The sequence below is a fragment of the Nonomuraea sp. NPDC050227 genome (assembly GCF_044459705.1).
Lineage (GTDB): Bacteria > Actinomycetota > Actinomycetes > Streptosporangiales > Streptosporangiaceae > Nonomuraea.
On record NZ_JBITJF010000016.1, the window covers coordinates 87,770 to 108,853 of the forward strand.

Consider the following 21,084-nt stretch of genomic DNA (forward strand, 5'->3'; position numbering starts at 1 on the left):
AGAGGTCCCCCATGGCTGAAGTTCTGAGCGGCGCGCACCGGGACACCCGGCGCCTCGGGCCGCTCTACCTGACGCTTCCGCTGGCCAACGTCGCCGTCATGTTCCTGTGGTTGAGCGTGGGCGCGTTCGTCCTGCCGGTTCACGTGCAGCGCATCACCGGCGTCAACGACGTGGCCGCGCTGGGCCTGGCCAACTCGATCGGCCCGCTCATGGCCACGCTCGCCAACCCGGTCTTCGGCCAGATCTCCGACCGGACCAGGTCGCGCTTCGGCCGGCGTTCGCCGTGGATACTCGGCTGCGTCCTGCTCGGCGTGCTCGCCCTGTTCGCGCAGGCCAATGCGGGCAGCGTGCTCATGCTCGGCGTCAGCTGGGCGGGCGTGCAGACCATCATGAACGGCTACCAGGCCGCCATGACCGCGATCCTGCCCGACCGGGTCCCGCCGAGCCGGTACGGCACCTACTCCGGCCTGTTCGGGCTCGGCACGCCGCTGGCCACGATCGCGGCGGCGATCATGTTCATCGTGTTCCCGCAGTTGGCCGCCGGCGGGGCGTACTACGTGGTGATGGCGCTGCTGCTGGTCGCGGCGGTGCTGATCGTGGTCGCGACGCCGGACACGTCGTCGGCGGGGATGGCGCGCGAGCCGTTCGGGCTGGGCGCGTTCCTGGCCGGGTTCCTGCGGCCGCTGAAGACCCCGGACTTCGCCTGGGCCTTCGTGTCGCGTTTCGGCGTCATGCTCGGATATTTCGTCATCTTTACCTTCAACCTCTTCCTCCTTGAGGACTTCATCAAGATCCCCAAGGGCGAGGTGGTCGCCACGATGGGCCTGCTGATGCTCATCGGCCAGGCCGCCACGCTGCTCGCGGTGCTCGTGATCGGCCCGATCTCCGACCGCCTCGGCCGCTTCCGGCTGTTCGCGCTCGTCGCCGGGCTGTCCTCGGCGGTGTTCCTGGGCATCCCGCTGGCGATGCCGACGTTCGAGGGCATGATCGTCTACAACGTCGCGCACGGCATCGCGTTCGGCGTCTACCTGGCCGTGGACATGGCCCTGGTGACGAAGGTGCTGCCGGACCCCGGCGACGCCGGCAAGGACATGGGCGTCCTCAACATCGCCAACGCCGGGCCGCAGATCCTGGCGCCCGCCCTCGCCGCCGTCGTGGTGGGGACGGGCGGCTATCCGGCGCTGTTCGTCGTGGGCATCGTGATCTCGCTGGTCGGCTCCGTCGGGGTCCTCAGGATCAGGGGTGTGCGCTAGCGTCGGCGACATGACGGAACTTGACCCCAGATTGCGCGCGATCACCGATTTGATGGTGTCCGAGGCACGCGAGGGGGGCGGCAGGCACGAGTACGACGGCCAGATCCAGGACCTGTCGCCCGAGGGCGTACGGGACGGCCTGGCGCGCCTCGGCAAGGGCGACGCGCCGGCCGACCCGCACGACGCCGAGCATCTGCAGATCTTCGAGGAGGCCATGCGCGTCCAGTTCGGCGAGCTGGAGCTGCACCGCAAGAACCCGCTGATCCACCTGTCCAACCTCGACCTGGCCTGCTACGACCGCGACTACGGCCCCGAGGCCGAGCGCGCCGCCGCCAGAGCCGCCCACCTCGCGCAGTGGCCGGCCGCCGTGGACGCCGCGGTCGCCTCGCTCGACCAGGTCGCGGCCCCGGTCGCCACGTCCCTGCTGGGCGCGGTCAAGGGGCTGGCCGCGGGCATCACCGACGAGGCCGCGATCGAGGCCCACGGCAGGCTCGTGGCCCATGTGGCCCGCGCCGCCGCCGAGGGCGACCCCGACGCCGCGCTCGGCGGCGCGGCCCTGGTCAAGCTCATGAGCAGCGCCGAGGGCCTGCCGGTCGACCTGGGCCGGCTGGCCGAGCGCGCCGACGCCGAACGCGACCGGCTCATGGGCCTGCTCGCCGAGTCCTGCGCCAAGCTCGGACGTCCCGAGCGGCCCCTCGACGTCGTCCGCGAGCTGGTCAAGGACCACCCCGACGCCGACGGCGTGATCGAGGCGGCCCGGATCGGCACCGAACGGGCCATCGCCTTCACCCGTGAGAAGGACCTCGTGCCCTACCACGACGGCGAGTGCCAGGTCGGGCTGGCGCCGGAGTCGCGCCGCTGGGCCATGGCCATGATGGCGTGGAACTCGCCGGGCGAGCCCGAGGGGCCGTCCTGGTACCACATCACGCCGCCGGACGCGTCCTGGAGCCAGCAGGACCAGGAGGAGTGGCTGGAGGTCTTCAGCGCCACCACGCTGCCCGCGATCAACGTGCACGAGGTGGCCCCCGGCCACTTCTCGCACGGCCGCGCGCTCCGCCGGGCCCCCTCCGACGTGCGGCGGCTGCTGCAGTCGATGGCCTTCGTCGAGGGCTGGGCCCACTACGCCGAGGAGCTGTGCGTGGAGGAGGGCTACGCGCCCGACGACCCGCGGTTCGAGATCGGCGTCTGGGTGGAGGCCCTGATCCGGGTCACCCGGCTGGCCTGCGCGATCGGCGTGCACACCGGGCAGATGACGGTCGAGGAGGGCGCGCGGCGCTTCGAGTCCGACACCCACCTGGCCGGTCCCGCCGCGCTGTCGGAGGCCCGCCGCGCCTCCTTCGACCCGACGTACGGCCGCTACACCTGGGGCAAGCTGCTCATCCTCGACCTGCGCGAGCAGGCCCGCACGCAGTGGGGAGCGGGCTTCACGCTCCAGCGCTTCCACAAGGCGCTGTTCGACCTCGGCTCGCCGCCCCTGGGCCTGATCGGCGCGATCCTGTAGCGTCGGGGTAGCCGAGCGAGCGCTAGGGAGGTTCAGGCGGTGCGTGAACTGTCCGGCAAAGTCGCGGTGGTGACGGGCGCGGCCAGCGGCATCGGCAGGGCCCTGGCCGTCCGGTTCGCCGCCGAGGGCATGGCGTTGATGCTGGCCGACGTCGATCCCGGCGGGCTGGCCGAGACGGCCGCGCTCGCGGGGAAGGCGTCCGCCGGGCCGGGCGAGGTGCTCACGCAGGTCACCGACGTCTCGGACGCGGCGGCCGTGCAGCACCTGGCCGACCGGAGCTTCGGCGAGCTGGGCGCGGTGCACGTGTTGTGCAACAACGCCGGCGTCCACCAGGGCGGCCGCCTGTGGACCAGGACCGCCGAGGACTTCGCCTGGCTGCTCGGCGTGAACCTGTGGGGCGTGCTGCACGGCGTGCGCGCGTTCGTGCCGCGCATGATGGCACAGGACACCGAGGGGCACGTCGTCAACACCGTGTCCGTGGCGGGGCTGCTGGCCGCGCCGGGCGCGGGCGGTTACGCGGTCACCAAGTACGCCGCGCTGGCCGCCTCGCAGTCGCTGGGCCAGGACCTGGCCGCCGTGGGCTCCAAGCTCCGCGTGACCGCGCTGTGCCCCGGCGCGGTCAGGACGCGGATCGACGACTCGGCCCGGTCCCGCCCGGCCGACCTGGTCAGCACCCCGACGGACGACGAGACGGCCGCCCGCGAGGCCGTCGAGGCGGCCATGGCGCGCGGCGTCGAGCCCGCCGAGGTCGCCGCCCTGGTCGTGCGGGCCATCCACGAGGAACGGTTCCTCGTGCTGACCCACCCCGAGTTCGCCGACCGGCTGCGCAGGCAGACCGAGCTGCTGCTGGCCGGCGAACTGCCCGGCGCTACCAGCGGCGCTCGTGGGACAGCACGCTCACCACGCTCCCGCGCCGCGGATTGACCAGCAGCCGGACGAAGTCGCCCGGCAGCACGTCCTGGTAGACGCGCTCCTTGGCCCGGTACGCCGGCGCCCGCTCCGACGTGCCGTCGTGCACCGCCAGGTAACAGGTGCGCGAGGAGGACAGGTCGTCGCCGTGCTCGGTCACGATCCAGCGCTTGACCACCCGCCCCTCGACCTCCTGCCGCTTGGGCCCGCCGCCGTCGCGCGGAGCGGGCTCGACCAGGACGCCGCGCCACCCGTCGCCGGTGAAGATCCACTCCTGCCGCGGGTCCACCGGGGCCGGCTCGGGCCCGGCGACCTCGCGGCCGAGCGGCGTCAGCACGAACCCCCGCCCGCCCAGCAGCAGCGCGGCCCCGGCCACGAACGCCCCCGCCGTGGCGATCCAGCCGGGCCACGACACGCCCGCCTGCGAGATGGTGACGTACCAGGGCACGGCGAGCCCGGCGGCCAGCAGCAGCGGCACGAGCATGCTCTGCCAGCGCCGCCGGGCCAGCCCGAGGTCGATGGCGCTCTGCCGCACCAGGGGCACGAACTCGGCGTCGAGGTCGCCGCTGTCCGGCATCAGGGCGACGACCGGCGCCTGTGGCGCTCCGCCCATCCGCGCGGCCACCCGGTCGAGCACCCATCGCTCGTACGGCCACACCTGCCCCTCGCCCGTCGCGGAGAGCGTGAGCCGGTCGCCCCGGATCGTCAGGAACCCGCGCCTGGCCAGCTCGAAGACCGTGGCGTGGAAGACCTCACCGGCCCGCAGCCCGCGTAAGAGCTCGACGACGGCGGGCGGCGCCGGGGGAGCAGGGGCCGCCGGGGGCGCGGCGGCCCGGCGCGTCGTCAACCCGAACGCGGCGGCCAGCGCGGCGAACCACAGGGCCCACGCCGAGGCCGGCCAGACAAGATCCACCGTTCTGTGTTAGCACGAGTGACGGTGTGAGGCCAGGCGTAATACCCGAGGCCGATACAATGAAGGCACCGCATTTCGCCTTTGGGGGGTTCTCACGGTGTCTGAATTCGACACAGTGCTGGTGGTCGACTTCGGCGCACAGTACGCGCAGCTCATCGCGAGGCGGGTGCGCGAGTGCCACGTCTACTCCGAGATCGTGCCGTCGTCGATGTCCGTCGAGGAGATGATGGCCAAGAAGCCCAAGGCGATCATCCTGTCCGGCGGCCCGTCGTCGGTCTACGCCGAAGGCGCGCCGCCCGTGCCGCACGGCCTGTTCTCGACGGGCGTGCCCACGTTCGGCATCTGTTACGGCTTCCAGGCCATGGCCCAGGCGCTGGGCGGCGAGGTCGCCCGCACGGGCGTCGCCGAATACGGCGGCACCGCGCTGGAGGTGCTCGACGAGGGCGTCATCTTCCAGGGGCTGCCCGCCGCGCAGACCGTATGGATGTCCCACGGCGACAGCGTGGCCGCGGCCCCCGAGGGCTTCGCGGTCACCGCCTCCACGAGCGAGACGCCGGTCGCCGCCTTCGAGCACCCCGAGCGCGGCCTGTACGGCGTGCAGTTCCATCCCGAGGTGCTCCACTCCGAGCACGGTCAGGCCGTGCTCAAGCACTTCCTCGACGCGGCCGGCTGCCGTCCGTCGTGGACCATGCTCAACATCGTCGAAGACTCCGTCGAGGCCGTGCGCCGGCAGGTCGGCGACGGCCGCGCCATCTGCGCGCTGTCGGGCGGCGTCGACTCCGCGGTGGCCGCGGCGATCGTCCAGCGGGCCATCGGCGACCGGCTGACCTGCGTCTTCGTCGACCACGGGCTGCTGCGCAAGGGCGAGGCCGAGCAGGTCGAGCGCGACTTCGTGGCCGTCACGGGCGTCAAGCTGCGCGTCGTCGACGCCGCCGACCGCTTCCTGAAGGCGCTGGAGGGCGTCACCGACCCGGAGGAGAAGCGGAAGATCATCGGCCGCGAGTTCATCCGCGTCTTCGAGGACGAGCAGCGCGCCATCATGGCCGACGGCCCGGTCGACTTCCTGGTCCAGGGCACCCTCTACCCCGACGTCGTCGAGTCCGGCGGCGGCACGGGCACCGCCAACATCAAGTCCCACCACAACGTCGGCGGCCTGCCGGAAGACCTTCAGTTCAAGCTGGTCGAGCCGCTGCGCGCGCTGTTCAAGGACGAGGTCCGCCGGGCCGGCGAAGAGCTGGGCCTGCCGCCCGCCATGGTCTGGCGGCAGCCGTTCCCCGGCCCCGGGCTCGGCATCCGCATCGTCGGCGAGGTCACCCGCGACCGCCTGGCGCTGCTGCGCGAGGCCGACGCCATCGCCCGCGAAGAGCTCTCCCGCGCCGGCCTCGACCGGCAGATCTGGCAGTGCCCGGTGGTGCTGCTGGCCGACGTGCGCTCGGTGGGCGTGCAGGGCGACGGCCGCACCTACGGCCACCCGGTCGTGCTCCGGCCGGTGACGTCCGAGGACGCGATGACGGCCGACTGGGCCCGGGTGCCCTACGACGTCCTGTCGCGCATCTCCACCCGCATCACCAACGAGGTGCGCGAGGTCAACCGGGTGGTGGTCGACGTCACGAGCAAGCCCCCGGGCACCATCGAGTGGGAATAACGCCGTGTGCGAACGGCCCGGACCGCCTGACGGTTCCGGGCCGTTCGCATGTCCGGTCATGAGCGGTTAATGCAGGTCAGGGCGTTGGTTATGGTGGAAGGAGGTCGATTCGCCAGACCCCCTCGACCCCGGCCCGTGACGATTGCTCAGCTCGTGGACGCATACCGGAAAGTTTCTTGGGAAAAGTGTGTGAGTTTGGGCCACTTCTTGGCCGTAGTGGGCAGTGGGGCACCTGAGGCGTCGATTCGTTAGAGCTCGGTGCCGGTGACGAAGGGTGCAATTGCCAACATGGCCCATGCGAGTGAGGATGTCCGGCAGCCGTTGGTGTTGCTCGTGGAGGACGATCCGCAGGATGCGCTGATCGTCCAGGAGCTGCTGGAGGACAGCGGCCTTGCCGTCCGGCTGGAGTGGGCGCGTTCGGTGGACGAGGCCCGCAGGGCGCTGGCCCGGCTGCGCCCTCAGTGCGTACTGCTCGACCTCGGCCTGCCCGACGCCTACGAGTTCTCCGCCCTGTCGTCGGTGCTGGAGGAGGCCGGGGACGCCGCGGTCGTCGTGCTGACCGGCCTGGCCGAGGAGAGCGCGGGCCTCGCCGCGGTGACCGCCGGAGCCCAGGACTACCTGGTCAAGGGCCGGGTCGAGGCCGAATGGCTGGGCCGCACGCTGCGCTACGCCATGCAGCGCAAGCAGGCCGAGCAGGCGGCCGTGGCGCTGCACACCGCACGCATGCGCGCCAAGGAGAACGCCCGCCTGGAGCGCGGCCTGCTGCCGACGCCGCTGCTGCAGGAGATGCCCCTGGAAGTCGCCTCCCGCTACCGGGCCAGCCGCGGCTCGGCCACGCTCGGCGGCGACTTCTTCGACGTCGTCGAGACCGACGACAAGGTCGTGCACGCGGTGATCGGCGACGTCTGCGGCCACGGGCCCGACGAGGCGGCGCTCGGCGTCTGCCTGCGCATCGCCTGGCGGGCGCTGGTGCTCAACGGCATGACCGGCGTCCCGCTGCTGCGCCAGCTCGAACGCATTCTGCGGGCCGAGCGGGCCGGCTCGGAGATCTTCGTCACGATGTCCACGGTGGTCCTGGAGCCCGACCGGCACACGATGCGCGTCTGGCGCGCCGGACACCCCGGCCTGCTGGTGCACACGGCCGACTCCGTGCTCCTCGCCGACCCGCGGCAGGGGCCCGCGCTCGGCCTGCCCATCGAGGCCGACTGGGAGGAGGACCTCCTGGAGCTGCCCGAGGGCGGCGGCGTGACGCTCTACACCGACGGCCTCTTCGAGCGCCGGCTGCCGGGCGACACGCCGCGGTGGCTGGGCGAGGAGGGCCTGCTGGAGCTGTCCTCCCGGTGGACGGGCCTGGGCAGCGAGGAACTCCTCGACGCGATCCTCGCCGACGTCGAGGCGGCCTCCGTCCACGACGCGGCGGCCGACGACGTCGCCGTCGTGCACCTGCGCTGGAAAGACGAATCGTGAGCGAACAGGCGTCCGTGCTGGAGAGGCAGGCCGTGCAGAAGGTTTCCCGTACGCGTGGCGGCGAGCAGGGCTGGCGGCGGCTGACCGTCCACGGCTGGTTCGTGCTGATGATCGCGGCCGTGTCGGTCCTGGTGGTCACCTGCGTCGTCGTCGCCACCGTGATGCTCGACCGCACCGCGCGGCTGTCCGACCAGGTCATCCTGCGCATCTCGCCGGCCAGGATCGAGGCCGCCCAGCTGCGCAGCACCCTGATCGACCAGGAGACCGGCGTACGCGGTTTCCTGCTGACCGGCAACGAGGACTTCCTCCAGCCGTACACGGCCGGCGTGGCGGCCGAGCGGCACAGCCGCGAGCGCATCGCCGCGCTCATCGGCGACCGTCCGGAGCTGGTCAGTGAGCTGAACGCGGTCATGGACGCGGCGGCCACCTGGCGGCGCGACTACGCCGAGCCGCTCACCGCCGACAAGCGGGCCGACGGGGTCATCTCCGCCGCCCGCATCGAGAGCGGCAAGCACGCCTTCGACCAGATCAGGGCGCTGCTCGACCGGCAGGACGACCGGCTGGCCAAGGCCCGGCAGCGCGCCCAGGAGGAGCTGCGACAGGTCGAGCAGGTGCGCAACCTGGCCTTCGTCGTCATGCTGATCCTGTTCCTGGTGGCCGGCGTCGCGATGGCGGTGCTGCTGCGGCGGTCGATCGGGCGTCCGCTCGACGAGCTGCGCGAGGCCGCCCGCGACATCGCCGCCGGCGACTTCGACCGGGCGATCCCGGTCAGCGGGCCGGCCGACATCCGCGAGGTCGCACGGGACGTGGAGTCGATGCGGACGAAGATCGTCTTCGCCCTCGAAGAGTTCCGCAAGCAGCACGTCGTGCTGCGCGAGCAGGCGGCCGGCCTCGACGCCCAGGCCGAGGAGCTGCGGCGGTCGAACGCCGAGCTGGAGCAGTTCGCCTACGTCGCCTCCCACGACCTCCAGGAGCCGCTGCGCAAGATCGCCACGTTCTGCCAGCTCCTCCAGAAGCGCTACGGCGACGTGCTCGACGAGCGCGGCCTCCAGTACATCCACTTCGCCGTGGACGGCGCCACCCGCATGCAGGTCCTGATCAACGACCTGCTCACCTTCTCCCGCGTCGGCCGCCTGTACGACGACCGCAAGCCGGTCGACCTGGCGGAGTCGCTCGACAAGGCGCTGGTGGACCTGTCGGCGGTGATCGAGGAGACCGGCGCCGAGATCGAGCGGCCCGACCCGCTGCCCAACGTGATCGGCGACCCCACCATGCTCGGCATGCTCTGGCAGAACCTCGTCGGCAACGCGCTGAAGTTCCGCGCGCCCGACCGCGCCCCGCGCATCCGGATCGCCTGCGAGCAGCGGGAGAACGAGTGGCTGTTCTCGGTCACCGACAACGGCATCGGCGTGGAGGCCGAGTTCGCCGATAAGATCTTCATCATCTTCCAGCGCCTGCACAGCCGCGAGGCCTACAGCGGCACCGGCATCGGCCTGGCGATGTGCAAGAAGATCGTGGAGAACCACGGCGGTACGATCTGGCTCGACACCGGCCACACCGAGGGAGCCCGGATCAGCTTCACCCTGCCCGCCGTCACCGACGAAGGAGCAACCCCATGACCGTCCAGCCCATCGAAGTGCTCCTGGTCGAGGACGATCCCGGTGACGAGCTCATCACCCGCGAGGCGTTCGAGGACAACAAGATCCGCAACAACCTCCACGTCGTGCGCGACGGCCTGGAGGCGCTCGACTTCATCTACCAGCGCGGGGCGCACGTGGGCGCGCCGCGGCCCGACCTCGTCCTGCTCGACCTCAACCTGCCCAAGTACGACGGGCGGCAGGTGCTGGAGAAGATCAAGGGCGATCCGGAGCTGCGGGCGATCCCGGTCGTCGTCCTGACCACCTCCTCGGCCGAGGAGGACATCCTGCGCAGCTACAAGCTGTTCGCCAACGCGTACGTGACCAAGCCCGTCGACCTTGAGCAGTTCATGGCCGTCATCCGGCAGATCGACGAGTTCTTCGTCACCGTGGTGCGGCTGCCGGGCCGTACCCGGCTGCCCGACGGCCAGGGCCTGGCCTAGCCGTCCTGGTCGTCCGGCCCGGTCTCGGCGGCGGGCGGGGCCGGCCGGCGCAGCGCGCGCCACGCCGACCGGGCCGCGGCGAGCAGCAGCCGCCCGGCGCTCGCCAGCAGCAGCGGCACCAGCAGCAGCCCGACGAAGATCGGCGCGGCCATGTACCGGAAGTCCTGGGCCGAGATGTTGGCCAGCACGGCGAGCTGCTGCCCGGCCACGACCGCCGCCACCCCGACCACATAGCGGTTGCGCAGGGCCAGCGCCCCCAGCGCCACCGCCGCGTACGACAGGTAGGCCCACGAGGCCCCCCGCCACAACACCCAGTCCCACTGCGGGAGCAGCGCCCCCGACAGCCACGGCTCGGCCACCTGGTTCAGCTCGGCCGACAACGGCCGGAGCGAGAACACCCCCCGGCCGGCGAAGTCCGGCACCTTGCCGGGCCCCACGTAGGTGTCGGCGCTGGGCCGCCGCGAGAACCGGTACGTCATCCCGCCGACCACGTACGGGTCCTGCACCGGGCTCCACGCGATCGCCCCCCGGCACAGGCGGGTGCCGACGATCATCCCGGGGTCGCTGGTCAGCAGCCGCTCCCACAGGCCGAGCAGCTCGCCCGCGTGCGCGTCGGCGGCCGGCCAGCTGAAGTCGCGACGCCAGATCAGCAGGTTGACCGTGGCGCAGGTGCCGCCCTCCCACCACCTGCTGAGCGGCGCCACCGAGGTCATCAGCGCCTTGTCCTGCTCGGTGAACAGCTCCGGCCGCTCCCTGAACGCCACCGCCACGTCGGCGTAGGCCGTGTGGTAGACGTACGTGCTGGACGGCGGCGTGATGCCGAACCGGGGGAACAGCAGGTTCGTGAGCAGCAGCGGCACGGCGGCCGCCACCGTGCCGACGAGCGCGAGCCGGACCCGCCGCGTGGCGACGACCACCAGCAGGACGACGACGGCGATGCCCACCGCCAGGAAGCCGTTCGCGCGGAACAGCCCGAGCAGCGTCATGAGCACGCCGAGCCCGGCCAGGGAGACCCGCCGGCGCGCGGCCATGCGCGCGCAGACCCCCGCGATCATGATCGCGCAGATCGTGAACGGCACGTCCTTCCACAACGTGACCGTGAACGCCCCCACCGTCGGCGTCACCGGCGCCAGCACCGCCACCAGCGTCGTGGCCCACCGCGGCGCCCCCAGCGCGCAGAGCGACCGCGCCAGGTACGTCAGCGCCCCCGCCATCGCCGTGGTCTGCGCGAACGTGACCGCCCCGAGGTCACCCGTCTTGGTGAAGCTCAGCCACAACAACGCGTCGTAGGCCACCGAGTGATCGCTCACCCACGGGCCGACGATCGTGTGACTGAGATAGAGCACCGAGTCGCGGCTGAACAGCCCGGGGTAGAAGGCCGCCCACCAGCAGGCGAGCACCGCCTGAATGATCAGGAAGGTGACGAGGGCGACCCACGGCCTGGGACGTGCGGCGGCGGGGCTGACGCTCTCCATGGTTCCAGCACTCAGGAGGGGGACGTGCTCAGAAGTAGCTCAGTCCGGAGTCTGGCCCCTTGCCGCGCAGCAGCGTCGGGACGGTGACGAGGGTGTAGCCCTGCTTCTTGAGCTCCTTGAGGATCTCGGGCATCGCCTTGACGGTCTGCGGGACCGTGTCGTGCATGAGGATGACGCCGTCGCGCTTGGCCAGCTTGAGCACGGTCGCCTTGATCTTCTTGGCGTCGCGCAGCTTCCAGTCGAGGGTGGTGCCCGTCCACAGGATCTCGGCGAGGTCCTGCTGGTCGGCCATCCGCAGCACGCGTTCGTCGGTGTGCCCGTAGGGCGGGCGGTACATCGTCGGCCGCCGGCCCGTGGCGTCCTGGATGAGGGCCTGGGTGGTGCGCAGCTCCTCGATGATGTCGTCGTCGCGCAGCGTCGGCAGCGAGGGGTGGGAGTAGGTGTGGTCGCCGATCGCGTGCCCCTCCGCGGCCTGCTGCCGGGCCAGCGCCGGACGCTGTTCGACCTGCTTGCCGACGAGGAAGAAGGTGGCCTTGGCCCCCTCCTTCTTGAGCGCCTTGAGCAGCGTCGCCGTGTGCTCGCCGGGGCCGTCGTCGAAGGTCAGCGCCAGGCACTTGAGCCGGGCGCAGTCGATCTTCGGGGCGGCGGCCGCGGGCGTGGCGGTCAGGGCCAGGGTGGCCGCGAGGAGGGCGTGAATCACCACACGCGACAGCCTAGAACCATCCGGGCCCGTCCGCGTCACCGGACATCGACTTGAGACCTGACCCCGGCCTGTGGTCCGGAACCCGTCACCTGCCCAGTCTGGCCCGCAGGAACAGCGTCACGCCCTTCAGCGACCTGACCGGCAGGTAGCGTTCGGCGCGCACCACCATCGACAGGCCCGCGTTGACGACCGCGGGCGTGCGCTGCAGGTCGCTGCCCCTCGACCGCCGCCGGTGCCGGGCCACCAGCGGACGCAGCAGCACGTTCCAGCTCCACAGCCGGTCCACCCTCAGCCCGGCCTTCTCCACCACGACGGTCAGCGTGTCGCGGCCGTAGCGGCGGACGTGGCCCACGGCGTCGTCGTGCGCCGACCACAGCGCCATGTCGCACGGGACGGCGATCAGCGCGTGCCCGCCGGGCGCCAGCACCCGGGCGATCTCCTCGGTGACGAGATGGTCCTCGTGGATGTGTTCGAGCACGTCGAACGCGGTCACCAGGTCCATGCTCGACGACTCGAACGGCAGCGCCCGCGCGTCGGCGTGCACGGCCTTGAGTCCGCGTTCCCTGGCGACCTCGACCGCCGTCTCGCAGTAGTCCGTCGCGGTGGCGTCCCAGCCCGCCTCGACCAGCACCCGGGTGTTCCCGCCGCCGGCCGCGCCGACGTCGAGCGCCCGTCCGGGACGGCCCAGCTCGCGCAGCTCCCTGCGCAGGATCGCCCGGCGCTCGCGGTACCACCAGTGGGTGTCCTCAAGGTCGAGCAGCCGGCGGATCTCAGTGGTTTCCATGTGGTTGGTTCCTTGTGCGGGAGAAGACCCAGCGGTCCAGAGCGGTGAAGCGGATCAGGGTGAGCAGTCCGTACGTGGCGACCACCGCGCTCATCTCCATCAGCCGCCCGGCCCCCGGCGACACGCTGCGCAGGCCGAGCACGGCGGAGGTGGTCAGGAGGTAGTTCGCCAGGAAGAGCAGCGCCGCCCGGAAGTGCATCGCGGTACGCCGTCCGCCCAGCCGGTTGAACGTCCAGCGCCGGTTCGCCTCGGTGTTGACGAACCCGGTGAGCACCAGCGCGCCCAGGTTGGCCGGCGCGGGCGCCCAGACGCCGCGCAACGGCAGGTAGATGAGCGCGTACAGCAGGACGGAGAACACGCCGATCGCGGCGAACGAGGCGAACTTCGCCAGCGTCACCGCCCTCGGCCGGGCGACCACCGCGTCGGGATGCGTGGGCGTGAGCTCCGCACGCGCCACCTCGACGTCGGCCCGGCCCATGGACATCGACCAGGCGACCCTGGCCAGGCCCTTGAGGTCGTCGATCGCCGTCCTGACCACGCGGACGCGCGAGTCGGTGTCCTCGATCCAGTCGACCGGCACCTCGTGCACGCGCAGGCCGTTGTGCTCGGCCAGCAGCAGCAGCTCGGTGTCGAAGAACCAGGCGTCGTCCTCGATCTTGTCCATGAGCGGCCGGACCACGTCGGTCCTGGCCGCCTTGAACCCGCACTGGGCGTCGCTGAACCTGACCCCGAACCCGTACCTGAGCAGCGCGTTGTAGCTGCGCGAGACCACCTCGCGGCGGATCGAGCGCAGGGTGCGGGCGCTGTGCGCGAGCCGGGTGCCGATGGCGATCTCGGAATGCCCGCTCGCCACCGCCGCGACCAGCGGGAACAGCGCGCCGAGGTCGGTGGACAGATCGACGTCCATGTACGCGACGATGTCGGCCGGGCTCTCCCGCCAGGCCGCCTTGAGCGCGGCTCCGCGGCCCCGGATGTCCAGGCGGCGGGCATGCACCCGGTCGTGCTCGGCGGCCAGCCGGGTGGCGATGGGCCAGGTGTCGTCGGTGCTGCCGTTGTCCACGACCGTGATGCGCCACGGCAGCGGGAACCTGTCCTCCAGGAACGCGGCCAGCGTGCGCACGCAGCCCGGCAGCGCCCGCTCCTCGTTGAGCACCGGGATGACGATGTCGACGGTCGCCAGGCCGGCCGAGGTGTCCAGGACGTTGGGGCTCGGGTCCATGGCGGCACGCGTGTCCATAGAATTCCCTGATCGCTTGCGGCGGTAGGTTCACGGAAATGGTGCTGGGGGCGTCCAGCGGGGCGCGTGCCGTTTCTGCTCACCATTCCATGAACGGGGACAAGCTTTACCTGGTCGTGAGCTCGTACACGGAGACGTCGGCGTTGCGGAAGCGCAGTTCGGCGTATTTCTCCAACGCCGGATCATTGCTGGTGAACAGCCATCTCACGCCGTATTTCCACCGGAGCCTGCGGACGTTCGCGGCCGACGGCTCGCGGAAGGCCGCGTCGTTGTCCGCCAGCCTGGCCTGGTCGGCGAACGGCACCTGGAGGTAGGGGGTCACGAACATCTCGGCGCGCGACAGCGTGCTCTCGGCGTACGCCCAGCCCTCGACCAGCACCCGCCGCTCGGTGAACCCCGACACCCAGAAGTGCCTGCTGTCGCACGTACGGCGGGGCGCCGGGTTGCGGCAGTGGAGGTCGGTGGCCACCACGTCACCGGGCGCGGAATGGTCGCGCAGCCACCGTCCGGCCTCCAGCGCCCCGGCCGGGATCAGCCGCTCGCGCTCCCACGGCTCCGGCGCGACGTGCACGACCACCTCCCGCAGCGAGGTCGGCACCGCGTACCCCGCCAGCAGCGCCACCACCGCCAGCGAGAACCCCCTGCGCCGGAACGCCAGCACCACCACGGCCACCCCCGCGAGCACCAGGTACGGGACCAGCACCCGCACCAGCACCGCACCCGGCGGCACCAGCCGCGAGGCCGCGACGGCCACCGCCGCCCCCGCCCCGGCCAGGCCGGCGACCACCGCCCACGGCACCCGCCGCCGCTCCACGGCCGCCACCACCCCGCACACCGCGGCCACCGACAGGTACGGCCGCACCCCCTCCAGGAAGTAGAGCTGGGCGTCGGACGGATGACCGAGCACCATGATCGCGCCGATGCCCGCCAGCCCGACGCCCACCGGCAGCAGCACCCCCGGATCCAGCAGCCGGGCCTTCAGCGCCACCACGCCGCCCCACACGCAGAGCAGGCAGAACAGGTGCACACCGGCGAACACCAGCACCGGCCCCCACGGCTCGGCGGCCAGCGCGGGCGGCTGCACGTCCGCCACCACCCCCCACAACGTGCGCATCGTGGCGAACGGCGCCACCACCGTGCCCTGCGCCCCCCGCCCGAACACCACGAACTGCGCGATCAGCAGGCAGCCGGACGTGATCGCCGCCGGCACCAGCCACTCCCGCCGCAGCCGCCGCTCCACCGGCAACCGCACGACCAGCACGAACACCAGCCCGGCCAGCAGCAACGGCAGGAACGTCGCCTTCGCCCCGGTCAGCGCCAGCAGCAGCACGGCCACCGCCGCCCACCCCCGCGGCCGCATGGCGGTGAGCACCAGCATCACGGGCGCGAACAACAACGCGCCGAACGTCTGCGTCGGGCTGGCCCACGCGGTGAACATCGACCGCGAGGTGAACACCACGCCCTCCTGCAGCACCGGCGCGAACAGGAAGTACGTGACGCCGACCGCCGCGAGCCCCGCCCCCCACCGCCCGCCGAGCCGCCGCCCGAGCACCGCCACGAGCACGACCATCGCGAACGTCATCGGCAACGTGGACAGCCGGTAGACCAGCGTCACCGGCTCGATCCCGGTGACCCAGCTCGTGGCCGCCATCTCGGCGTAGACGAACCAGTGGTAGGACAGCCGCTCGCCCAGCACCGACGGCAGCGTGGGCGGCACGTGGTTCCTGACCTCGCCCAGCAGGGCCAGGTGGTAGGGCATGTCGACGTACGCGTCGGTGATCGGCACGCGGTAGAGCGACCGGGCGCAGAAGGCCAGCAGGTAACCGGCGACCCCCGCCAGCGACCAGGCGCACCACCAGGGCATCCGTTCGCGTTCGGCCCGGCCCCGCCAGTGACGCCGCAACCGCGGCACCGCGAGGAACAACGCGACGGCGGTGACCGGCCAGCCCAGGACGAGCAGCGGCAGGCCGGCCGCGCGGGCGGGGATGTAGACCAGGACCTCGACCGCGTACCCGAGGGCCAGCCCGGCGGCCACGTCCTCGGCGAACGACCGGCCGCCGCCGGTGAGTGCCCGCCACAGCAACGTCCCCGGCAGCGCCACCCCGAGCAGGGCGTACGCGCCGAAGGCCGCCAGCTCGCCCGCCGGAACCCCGCACCAGAGCAACACCCAGGCCGCCCCGCCCAGCACCGTCCCGGCCGGCAGCCACCCCGCGAGCAGCCGCCGCGCCCATCCCGGCGCCCGCCGTTCCCTGACCGCGGCCGCCGCCACCACAGCCGTCATCCCCAAGCCACCCCCTCATGCCCCCGAGCCCCGGCCAGGGATCGCGGGTCGTGTCCAGCCCGCATCGGCGCGACGACCACGAAGGAGAGCGCAAGGCGCCGGGGGCCGCCCGTCCCGGATGACGGGCCGGTCGCCACGGGGGGATCACCGCCCGGCGGCGCGATGGCCTGCGGTGGAACGGTCGTCATCGGTGCTCCGGCCCCGAGCGCGGCCGGTTCGTCCGATGAGGGCTCATCTGACCACGGTCACCAGTCGCGTGAACTCGCCCGGCAGGTCGACGCCGTCCCACACCCGGTGGAAGCTCAACGCGCTGCCCACCGGCACCATGCGATCGACCCCGCGCCCGGCGAGCTCCCGGGCCAGCTCCTCCAGCTCGCCCAGCGAGAAGCCGAAGTGGGTCAACGTCTGGTCCTTGCGCTCGACCATCGGGATCAGCTCCGCCAGGGTCCGCACCCGCGCGTGCGCGAACGTGCCCGCGCCCAGCCACCGCCGCGGCATGGCGGCCGCCGCCGCCAGCGTCACGTTGGCCAGCGCGTTGCCCCGGAACTCGATCAGATCGACCAGCCCGTCGGCGGCCAGCCCGTAGACCGAGACCCGCTTCTCCACCGCCATCGCGGCGTCGACGTCCCAGCCGCGCCCGGCCAGCACCCGCGACACCTGCTCGGTGAAGTCGGCCCGCGCCGCCTCGCAGTCGTCGTCGGCCCCCACCCAGAACACGGTGCGGGGGGAGGAGCAGGCGGCCTGGTCGAACCAGTAGCTGTCGTTGACGAACCCCTCGGCCGCCGCCACCCTGGCCGCGCGCGGCGCGCACAGCCAGGCCGCCGCGTTCACCACCGCGAAGGACGAGCGGTCGGGGAAGGTCAGGTCGCGGGCGTGCGGCGCGAGCGGGTGGCGGCGCACCTCGCGTACGGTGTCGTCGCCGCCCCAGATCACCCGCAGGTCGCAGGCCGCCGACAGGGCGGCGGTGACCGCCTCGGCACGCCGGTCGTAGGAGACGATGCGCTGCGTGGCCGTCACCACCGGATCGGCGTCGGCCAGCGCCTCCCGGAGCGTGTCGAGGACGACCGCGGCGACCGCCCCCGCCCGCGGCGACAGGCGGACCACGTTGCGGTTGCCCATCAGGGCCGACAGGGCCCAGGAGTAGACGAAGACCGTGTCGACGTTGGCCGGCGGGAGGTGGAAGACCAGGCCGCGCGGCACGCGTACGTGCGGGGTGCGCAGCTCTTCGAGGGTGCGGGCCAGCTCGCTGGGCCGCAGGAAGAACCCCAGCGAGCCCAGCTCGGGATGGCGGCGGGCCAGCGCGGGCCGCAGCAGCCGCTTGCCGAACGCCGCCAGGAACGCGCGCATCCGCTCGTCGCCCACCTCAAGGGGCGCGCCCCGCCGCACCTGCGCGACCAGCTCCTCGACGGGGACGGGCGAGCCGCCGGGCGGAAAACGCACCTCGACCCCGCCCGCGTCGCCCACTCGCGGGATCCGGGTGGTGATCGATCGATCGGTCATCAGCCGCCCTGCCCGAACGTGTCGCTGCAGCCGCGCGCCTCGGCCCGCGGCAACCTGCCCAGCACGGTGAACCGCTTGCCCGGCCAGTGGCCGTCGTCGACGCCGTGCACCATGCCGAGGTCTTCGGTCAGCAGCGCGTGGCCGGGATAGGAGGTGGGCAGGGTGCTGACCACCTCGATCAGCCCCGGCTCGCCGGGCGGGACCTCCCGCCAGGTGCCGGGGTCGCGGATGACGACGTCGGCGAAGTCGGGGCAGTAGAGCCCGTCGCCGTCGGGGCCCTCCAGGAAGACCGTGCCGATCTGCTCGACCATGCCGTAGAAGTTGTGGACCCTGGTCAGCCCGCACTCGGACGCCAGCCGCCGGCGGAAGGCGTCGTTGTCGACCGCCTGCTCGGCCAGCCGCTTCCAGCCGCCCGAGTGGATCAGCACCCCCTGGGACAGGTCGGCCCCCAGGCCGAGCAGATAGAGCCAGACCATGAACGTGAACCCGAAGACCAGGAACGGCTCGCCGCCGTGGCGGGCCAGGAACGCCTCGACGGCCGCCGCGTCGACCTCGCCCTGCTCGTCGAGGACGAAGGTGTGGTCTCTGCCGAAGTTCATCATCCCGAGCACCCCGGCCCCCCGGGCGCTCAGGGCCGGGCCGCGGACGACCGAGCGGCCGTCGACGATCAGCATCGGCAGCCGCCGCTCGCCCAGCACCGCCCGCAGGGTCGCGGCCAGCATGCGCGGCTGCGCGGCGGCCGCCTCCCGGTCGAGGTAGACCCGGCTCGGCCGCTGCCCGGTGGTGCCGCTGGAGGTCAGGACCCGGAACACCGCCTCGGACGGGACGCTGCGCAGCTCGTGGGTCTTGAACAGCCGCACCGGCAGCCACGGCAGGTCGGCCACCCGCTCGTAGGGCGGATGGGCGCCGATCGCGTCGAGGATCCGCCGGTAGGGCGGGCACGCCCGCCGGTGCCGCTCGGTCAGCGCCGCCAGTTTCCCGGCCAGCACCTCCTCCCGCGCGGCCGCGTCGAGCGTGAACACGCTCACCGCCCGGCCTCCGCGGCCGACTCCAGCGCCCGGTAGTCGATCTTGCCGGTGGGCAGCAGCGGCAGCCGTTCGACGGCGCGCACGTCGAAGCCGCTCCAGTGGAGCCGCAGCTCGGCGCCCAGCCGGCGGGCCAGGTTGCGGCACCCGGCCGCGTCGAGCCCTTCGGCCCACACCGTGACCCGGTCGTCGCCGCTGGTCGCCGCGACCGGCACGGTGTCGCGCAGCAGCTGCTCGACGTCGTCGAGGTTGACCCGTACGCCGAAGATCTTGGCGATGCGCCTGAGCCGGCCGGTGACGTAGAGGAAGCCCTCGTCGTCGAGGCGGCCGAGGTCGCCGGTGCGCAGCACCCCGCCCAGGTCGTCGGGCCTGGCCAGGTCGGCGGCGGTCTCGGCGTAGCCCATCATCACGTTGGGCCCCTGGTAGACGACCTCGCCGCCGTCGATCGTCAGCCGCCCGCCGGGGACGGCCTGCCCGGCCGAGCCCGGCTTGTCGGCGAGCCGGTCGGGCGGCAGGACGGCGATGCGGGCCGTGGCCTCCGTCTGCCCGTACATGACGAAGAAGCGGTCGGCCTGGGCGGCGAACAGGGACACCAGCTCGGGGCTGAGCCGGCCGCCGGCCTGGGTGAGCGTGCGGATCGTGGGATGCTCGGCGCGGTCGAAGCGCAGCCTGCGCAGCATCTCGTACTGGTAGGGGACGGCCGCGAGCGAGGTGCACTTGTGCTCGTCGAGGTGTGTCCAGAAGGACCGTTCGAGCAGCCCGGCCTCGGTCAGGACGACCGTCGCCCCCGCGTGCAGGTGGCTGTTGAGCACCGACAGGCCGTAGCTGTAGTGCAGCGGCAGGCTGGTGGGCGCGATCTCGCCGGGCATGATCGACAACGCCGAGGCGATGGCGGCGGCGTTGGCCGCGACCGCCTCCCGGGACAGCCGCACCAGCTTGGGGTTGCCCGTCGAGCCCGAGGTGGCCAGGAGCACGGCCAGGTCGGGATGCGGGTCGGGGGCCTGGCCGCGGGCGCCCGGCGGCCCGTCGGGCGCGTGGGTGAACCCCACCAGCGCCGCGGGCCGGAACCGGCCCACCAGGTCGGCCAGGGCCGCGGCCGACAGGTCGGGGTCGAGCAGCGCGATCGGCCTGCCGGTCTGCCAGGCGGCGAGATAGCGCAGCACGGACGCCAGGTTGTTGCGCATGCCGCAGAACAGCGGCCCCGGCCGCAGCCGGGACAGGGCCTCGGCCACGCGGGCGACGCGCCGGGCCAGCTCGTCGCCGGCCAGCCCCTCCTGCTCGCCGGCGACGACGAGCCCGGCCTGCCGGGATGGGAACATCACGGCACCAGCCCGCCGTCGACCCCGAGCACCTGGCCGGTGATGTACGACGCGGCGGGCGAGAGCAGGAACGCCACCGCCTGGGCGACGTCGTCGGGCCGGCCGATGCGCCGCAGCGGGGTCGCCGAGATCGCCGTCTCGCGGTCGTCGGGCCGCAGCGTCCTCAGCATGTCGGTCTCGACGTAGCCGGGGGCCACGGCGTTGACCCTGATGCCCGCCGGGCCCATCTCCCTGGCCGCGGACAGGGTGAGGCCGATGACGGACGCCTTGGTCGCGGAGTAGGCCGCCTGGTTGGCGCCGCCCGCCCGGCCCATGAGCGAGGAGACCAGCACGACGGCGGGCCCCTGCCCGCGCAGCAGCAGCCGGAACGCCAGCTGCAGCGTGTGGGCCGGGGCCAGCGCGTTGGTGCGGTAGAGCTCGTCGAGGGTCTCGGCGCGGGTCATGGCCAGCGGGCCGGAGGCGTAGACGCCGGCGTTGACCACCAGGGCGTCGAGCCGCTCGTGGCGCCGGCCGATCTCGCGCATGTGGCCGGCGACCACGGCCCGGTCGGCGACGTCGCCGTGGACGGACCACGTGCGGCCGCCGGTCGCCGCGGCCACCTCGGCGGCGGCCTTCTCGGCGCGCTCGGCGCCGCGGCCGTGCAGCACGACGGTGTGGCCGGTGGCGGCCAGGGTGGTGGCGATGGCGCGGCCGATGCCCCTCGTCGACCCCGTGACCAGGGCGACGCGGGCCTCAGACCGCGGCTGCGCCGATTCCATGCTTCTCCAGCAGCTCGCCCGCCTTGGCGAACGAGCTCATGTCGATCATGTCGTCGGTGTCGATCATGATGGAGAACTCGTCCTCCATCGCCGCGATCAACGCCATGTGGGCCAGGGAGTCCCACTGGGGGATGCCGCGGTATTCGAGACCGTCGACGTGTGCGTCGGCCGGCAGGTTGAGCGCCGTGCGGAAGACGGCCCGCAGGCGGTCGAGATGACTCATGATGTCTCACT

18 protein-coding genes are annotated in these 21,084 nt (G+C 72.6%); 7 read left to right on the forward strand and 11 right to left on the reverse strand.

The features are described 5' to 3' along the window. The first annotated feature begins 11 nt into the window (after window positions 1-11). Genes ACIBK9_RS44995 through ACIBK9_RS45005 form a run of 3 tightly spaced genes read left to right on the forward strand, consistent with a single transcriptional unit; the run spans window position 12 to window position 3,678 of the window. Window positions 12-1,253 (forward strand): MFS transporter, encoded by a 1,242-nt coding sequence (locus ACIBK9_RS44995; protein WP_397165128.1) that lies wholly within the window; start codon window positions 12-14, stop codon window positions 1,251-1,253. A 10-nt stretch (window positions 1,254-1,263) separates the two neighbouring features. After that, window positions 1,264-2,754, forward strand: a complete 1,491-nt coding sequence (locus tag ACIBK9_RS45000) for a DUF885 family protein (protein WP_397165129.1) — start codon at window positions 1,264-1,266, stop codon at window positions 2,752-2,754. Between the two features lie 39 nt (window positions 2,755-2,793). Beyond that, window positions 2,794-3,678, forward strand: a complete 885-nt coding sequence (locus tag ACIBK9_RS45005; RefSeq protein WP_397165131.1) for an SDR family NAD(P)-dependent oxidoreductase — start codon at window positions 2,794-2,796, stop codon at window positions 3,676-3,678. On the opposite strand, the gene ACIBK9_RS45010 is transcribed toward ACIBK9_RS45005, so the two are convergent. Continuing rightward, window positions 3,623-4,576: a hypothetical protein gene (locus ACIBK9_RS45010; RefSeq protein WP_387669196.1), complete on the reverse strand. Its 954-nt coding sequence runs from the start codon at window positions 4,574-4,576 to the stop codon at window positions 3,623-3,625. The genes ACIBK9_RS45005 and ACIBK9_RS45010 overlap by 56 nt on opposite strands. Window positions 4,577-4,673: 97 nt before the next feature. Here ACIBK9_RS45010 and guaA point away from each other — a divergent pair, with 97 nt between their 5' ends. The 4 genes from guaA (at window position 4,674) to ACIBK9_RS45030 (ending at window position 9,768) form a co-directional block, all read left to right on the forward strand. Beyond that, entirely contained in the window at window positions 4,674-6,221 is a 1,548-nt protein-coding gene (gene guaA / locus ACIBK9_RS45015) for a glutamine-hydrolyzing GMP synthase (protein ID WP_364338178.1), read from the forward strand. Between the two features lie 288 nt (window positions 6,222-6,509). Further along, complete coding sequence (locus ACIBK9_RS45020; RefSeq protein WP_358282222.1) at window positions 6,510-7,688, forward strand: fused response regulator/phosphatase; 1,179 nt, start codon at window positions 6,510-6,512, stop codon at window positions 7,686-7,688. Continuing rightward, on the forward strand, window positions 7,685-9,307 hold the full coding sequence (locus tag ACIBK9_RS45025) for a CHASE3 domain-containing protein (protein WP_397165134.1): 1,623 nt from the start codon (window positions 7,685-7,687) through the stop codon (window positions 9,305-9,307). Before ACIBK9_RS45020 ends, ACIBK9_RS45025 begins: the two co-directional genes overlap by 4 nt. Next, window positions 9,304-9,768 (forward strand): response regulator, encoded by a 465-nt coding sequence (locus ACIBK9_RS45030; protein WP_352318742.1) that lies wholly within the window; start codon window positions 9,304-9,306, stop codon window positions 9,766-9,768. The genes ACIBK9_RS45025 and ACIBK9_RS45030 overlap by 4 nt, the downstream gene beginning before the upstream one ends. Here the strand turns inward: ACIBK9_RS45030 and ACIBK9_RS45035 are convergent. The 10 genes from ACIBK9_RS45035 to ACIBK9_RS45080 form a co-directional block, all read right to left on the reverse strand. Next, window positions 9,765-11,243, reverse strand: a complete 1,479-nt coding sequence (locus ACIBK9_RS45035; RefSeq protein WP_397165136.1) for a hypothetical protein — start codon at window positions 11,241-11,243, stop codon at window positions 9,765-9,767. The two genes, ACIBK9_RS45030 and ACIBK9_RS45035, sit on opposite strands and share 4 nt — an antisense overlap. 28 nt (window positions 11,244-11,271) lie before the next feature. Further along, on the reverse strand, window positions 11,272-11,946 hold the full coding sequence (locus ACIBK9_RS45040) for a polysaccharide deacetylase family protein (protein WP_397165138.1): 675 nt from the start codon (window positions 11,944-11,946) through the stop codon (window positions 11,272-11,274). 85 nt (window positions 11,947-12,031) lie between these two features. After that, entirely contained in the window at window positions 12,032-12,730 is a 699-nt protein-coding gene (locus tag ACIBK9_RS45045; protein ID WP_364338183.1) for a class I SAM-dependent methyltransferase, read from the reverse strand. Further along, window positions 12,717-13,967 (reverse strand): glycosyltransferase, encoded by a 1,251-nt coding sequence (locus ACIBK9_RS45050; RefSeq protein WP_397165140.1) that lies wholly within the window; start codon window positions 13,965-13,967, stop codon window positions 12,717-12,719. Before ACIBK9_RS45050 ends, ACIBK9_RS45045 begins: the two co-directional genes overlap by 14 nt. A 106-nt stretch (window positions 13,968-14,073) precedes the next feature. After that, window positions 14,074-16,248, reverse strand: coding sequence for a hypothetical protein (locus ACIBK9_RS45055; protein WP_397165142.1), 2,175 nt, complete (start codon window positions 16,246-16,248; stop codon window positions 14,074-14,076). A 231-nt stretch (window positions 16,249-16,479) separates the two neighbouring features. Then, window positions 16,480-17,748: an acyl-CoA reductase gene (locus ACIBK9_RS45060; RefSeq protein ID WP_358282232.1), complete on the reverse strand. Its 1,269-nt coding sequence runs from the start codon at window positions 17,746-17,748 to the stop codon at window positions 16,480-16,482. Continuing rightward, window positions 17,748-18,776 carry an acyl-protein synthetase gene (locus ACIBK9_RS45065; protein WP_397165144.1) on the reverse strand — a complete coding sequence of 343 codons (1,029 nt, stop codon included), beginning with the start codon at window positions 18,774-18,776 and terminating at the stop codon, window positions 17,748-17,750. Before ACIBK9_RS45065 ends, ACIBK9_RS45060 begins: the two co-directional genes overlap by 1 nt. Continuing rightward, complete coding sequence (locus ACIBK9_RS45070) at window positions 18,773-20,092, reverse strand: AMP-binding protein (RefSeq protein ID WP_397165145.1); 1,320 nt, start codon at window positions 20,090-20,092, stop codon at window positions 18,773-18,775. The genes ACIBK9_RS45065 and ACIBK9_RS45070 overlap by 4 nt, the downstream gene beginning before the upstream one ends. Continuing rightward, complete coding sequence (locus ACIBK9_RS45075; protein WP_397165146.1) at window positions 20,092-20,850, reverse strand: SDR family NAD(P)-dependent oxidoreductase; 759 nt, start codon at window positions 20,848-20,850, stop codon at window positions 20,092-20,094. The genes ACIBK9_RS45070 and ACIBK9_RS45075 overlap by 1 nt, the downstream gene beginning before the upstream one ends. Continuing rightward, on the reverse strand, window positions 20,825-21,073 hold the full coding sequence (locus tag ACIBK9_RS45080) for an acyl carrier protein (RefSeq protein ID WP_352362763.1): 249 nt from the start codon (window positions 21,071-21,073) through the stop codon (window positions 20,825-20,827). The genes ACIBK9_RS45075 and ACIBK9_RS45080 overlap by 26 nt, the downstream gene beginning before the upstream one ends. Window positions 21,074-21,084: the final 11 nt, after the last annotated feature.

Bases quoted from the DNA above. Each gene is read 5' to 3' on its own strand.
- ACIBK9_RS45055 (WP_397165142.1), bottom strand. From the start codon at position 16,248: ATGACGGCTGTGGTGGCGGCGGCCGCGGTCAGGGAACGGCGGGCGCCG.
- ACIBK9_RS45050 (WP_397165140.1), bottom strand. From the start codon at position 13,967: ATGGACACGCGTGCCGCCATGGACCCGAGCCCCAACGTCCTGGACACC.
- ACIBK9_RS45080 (WP_352362763.1), bottom strand. From the start codon at position 21,073: ATGAGTCATCTCGACCGCCTGCGGGCCGTCTTCCGCACGGCGCTCAAC.
- ACIBK9_RS45020 (WP_358282222.1), top strand. From the start codon at position 6,510: ATGGCCCATGCGAGTGAGGATGTCCGGCAGCCGTTGGTGTTGCTCGTG.
- ACIBK9_RS44995 (WP_397165128.1), top strand. From the start codon at position 12: ATGGCTGAAGTTCTGAGCGGCGCGCACCGGGACACCCGGCGCCTCGGG.
- ACIBK9_RS45030 (WP_352318742.1), top strand. From the start codon at position 9,304: ATGACCGTCCAGCCCATCGAAGTGCTCCTGGTCGAGGACGATCCCGGT.
- ACIBK9_RS45035 (WP_397165136.1), bottom strand. From the start codon at position 11,243: ATGGAGAGCGTCAGCCCCGCCGCCGCACGTCCCAGGCCGTGGGTCGCC.
- ACIBK9_RS45000 (WP_397165129.1), top strand. From the start codon at position 1,264: ATGACGGAACTTGACCCCAGATTGCGCGCGATCACCGATTTGATGGTG.
- ACIBK9_RS45075 (WP_397165146.1), bottom strand. From the start codon at position 20,850: ATGGAATCGGCGCAGCCGCGGTCTGAGGCCCGCGTCGCCCTGGTCACG.
- ACIBK9_RS45045 (WP_364338183.1), bottom strand. From the start codon at position 12,730: ATGGAAACCACTGAGATCCGCCGGCTGCTCGACCTTGAGGACACCCAC.
- ACIBK9_RS45070 (WP_397165145.1), bottom strand. From the start codon at position 20,092: ATGTTCCCATCCCGGCAGGCCGGGCTCGTCGTCGCCGGCGAGCAGGAG.
- ACIBK9_RS45060 (WP_358282232.1), bottom strand. From the start codon at position 17,748: ATGACCGATCGATCGATCACCACCCGGATCCCGCGAGTGGGCGACGCG.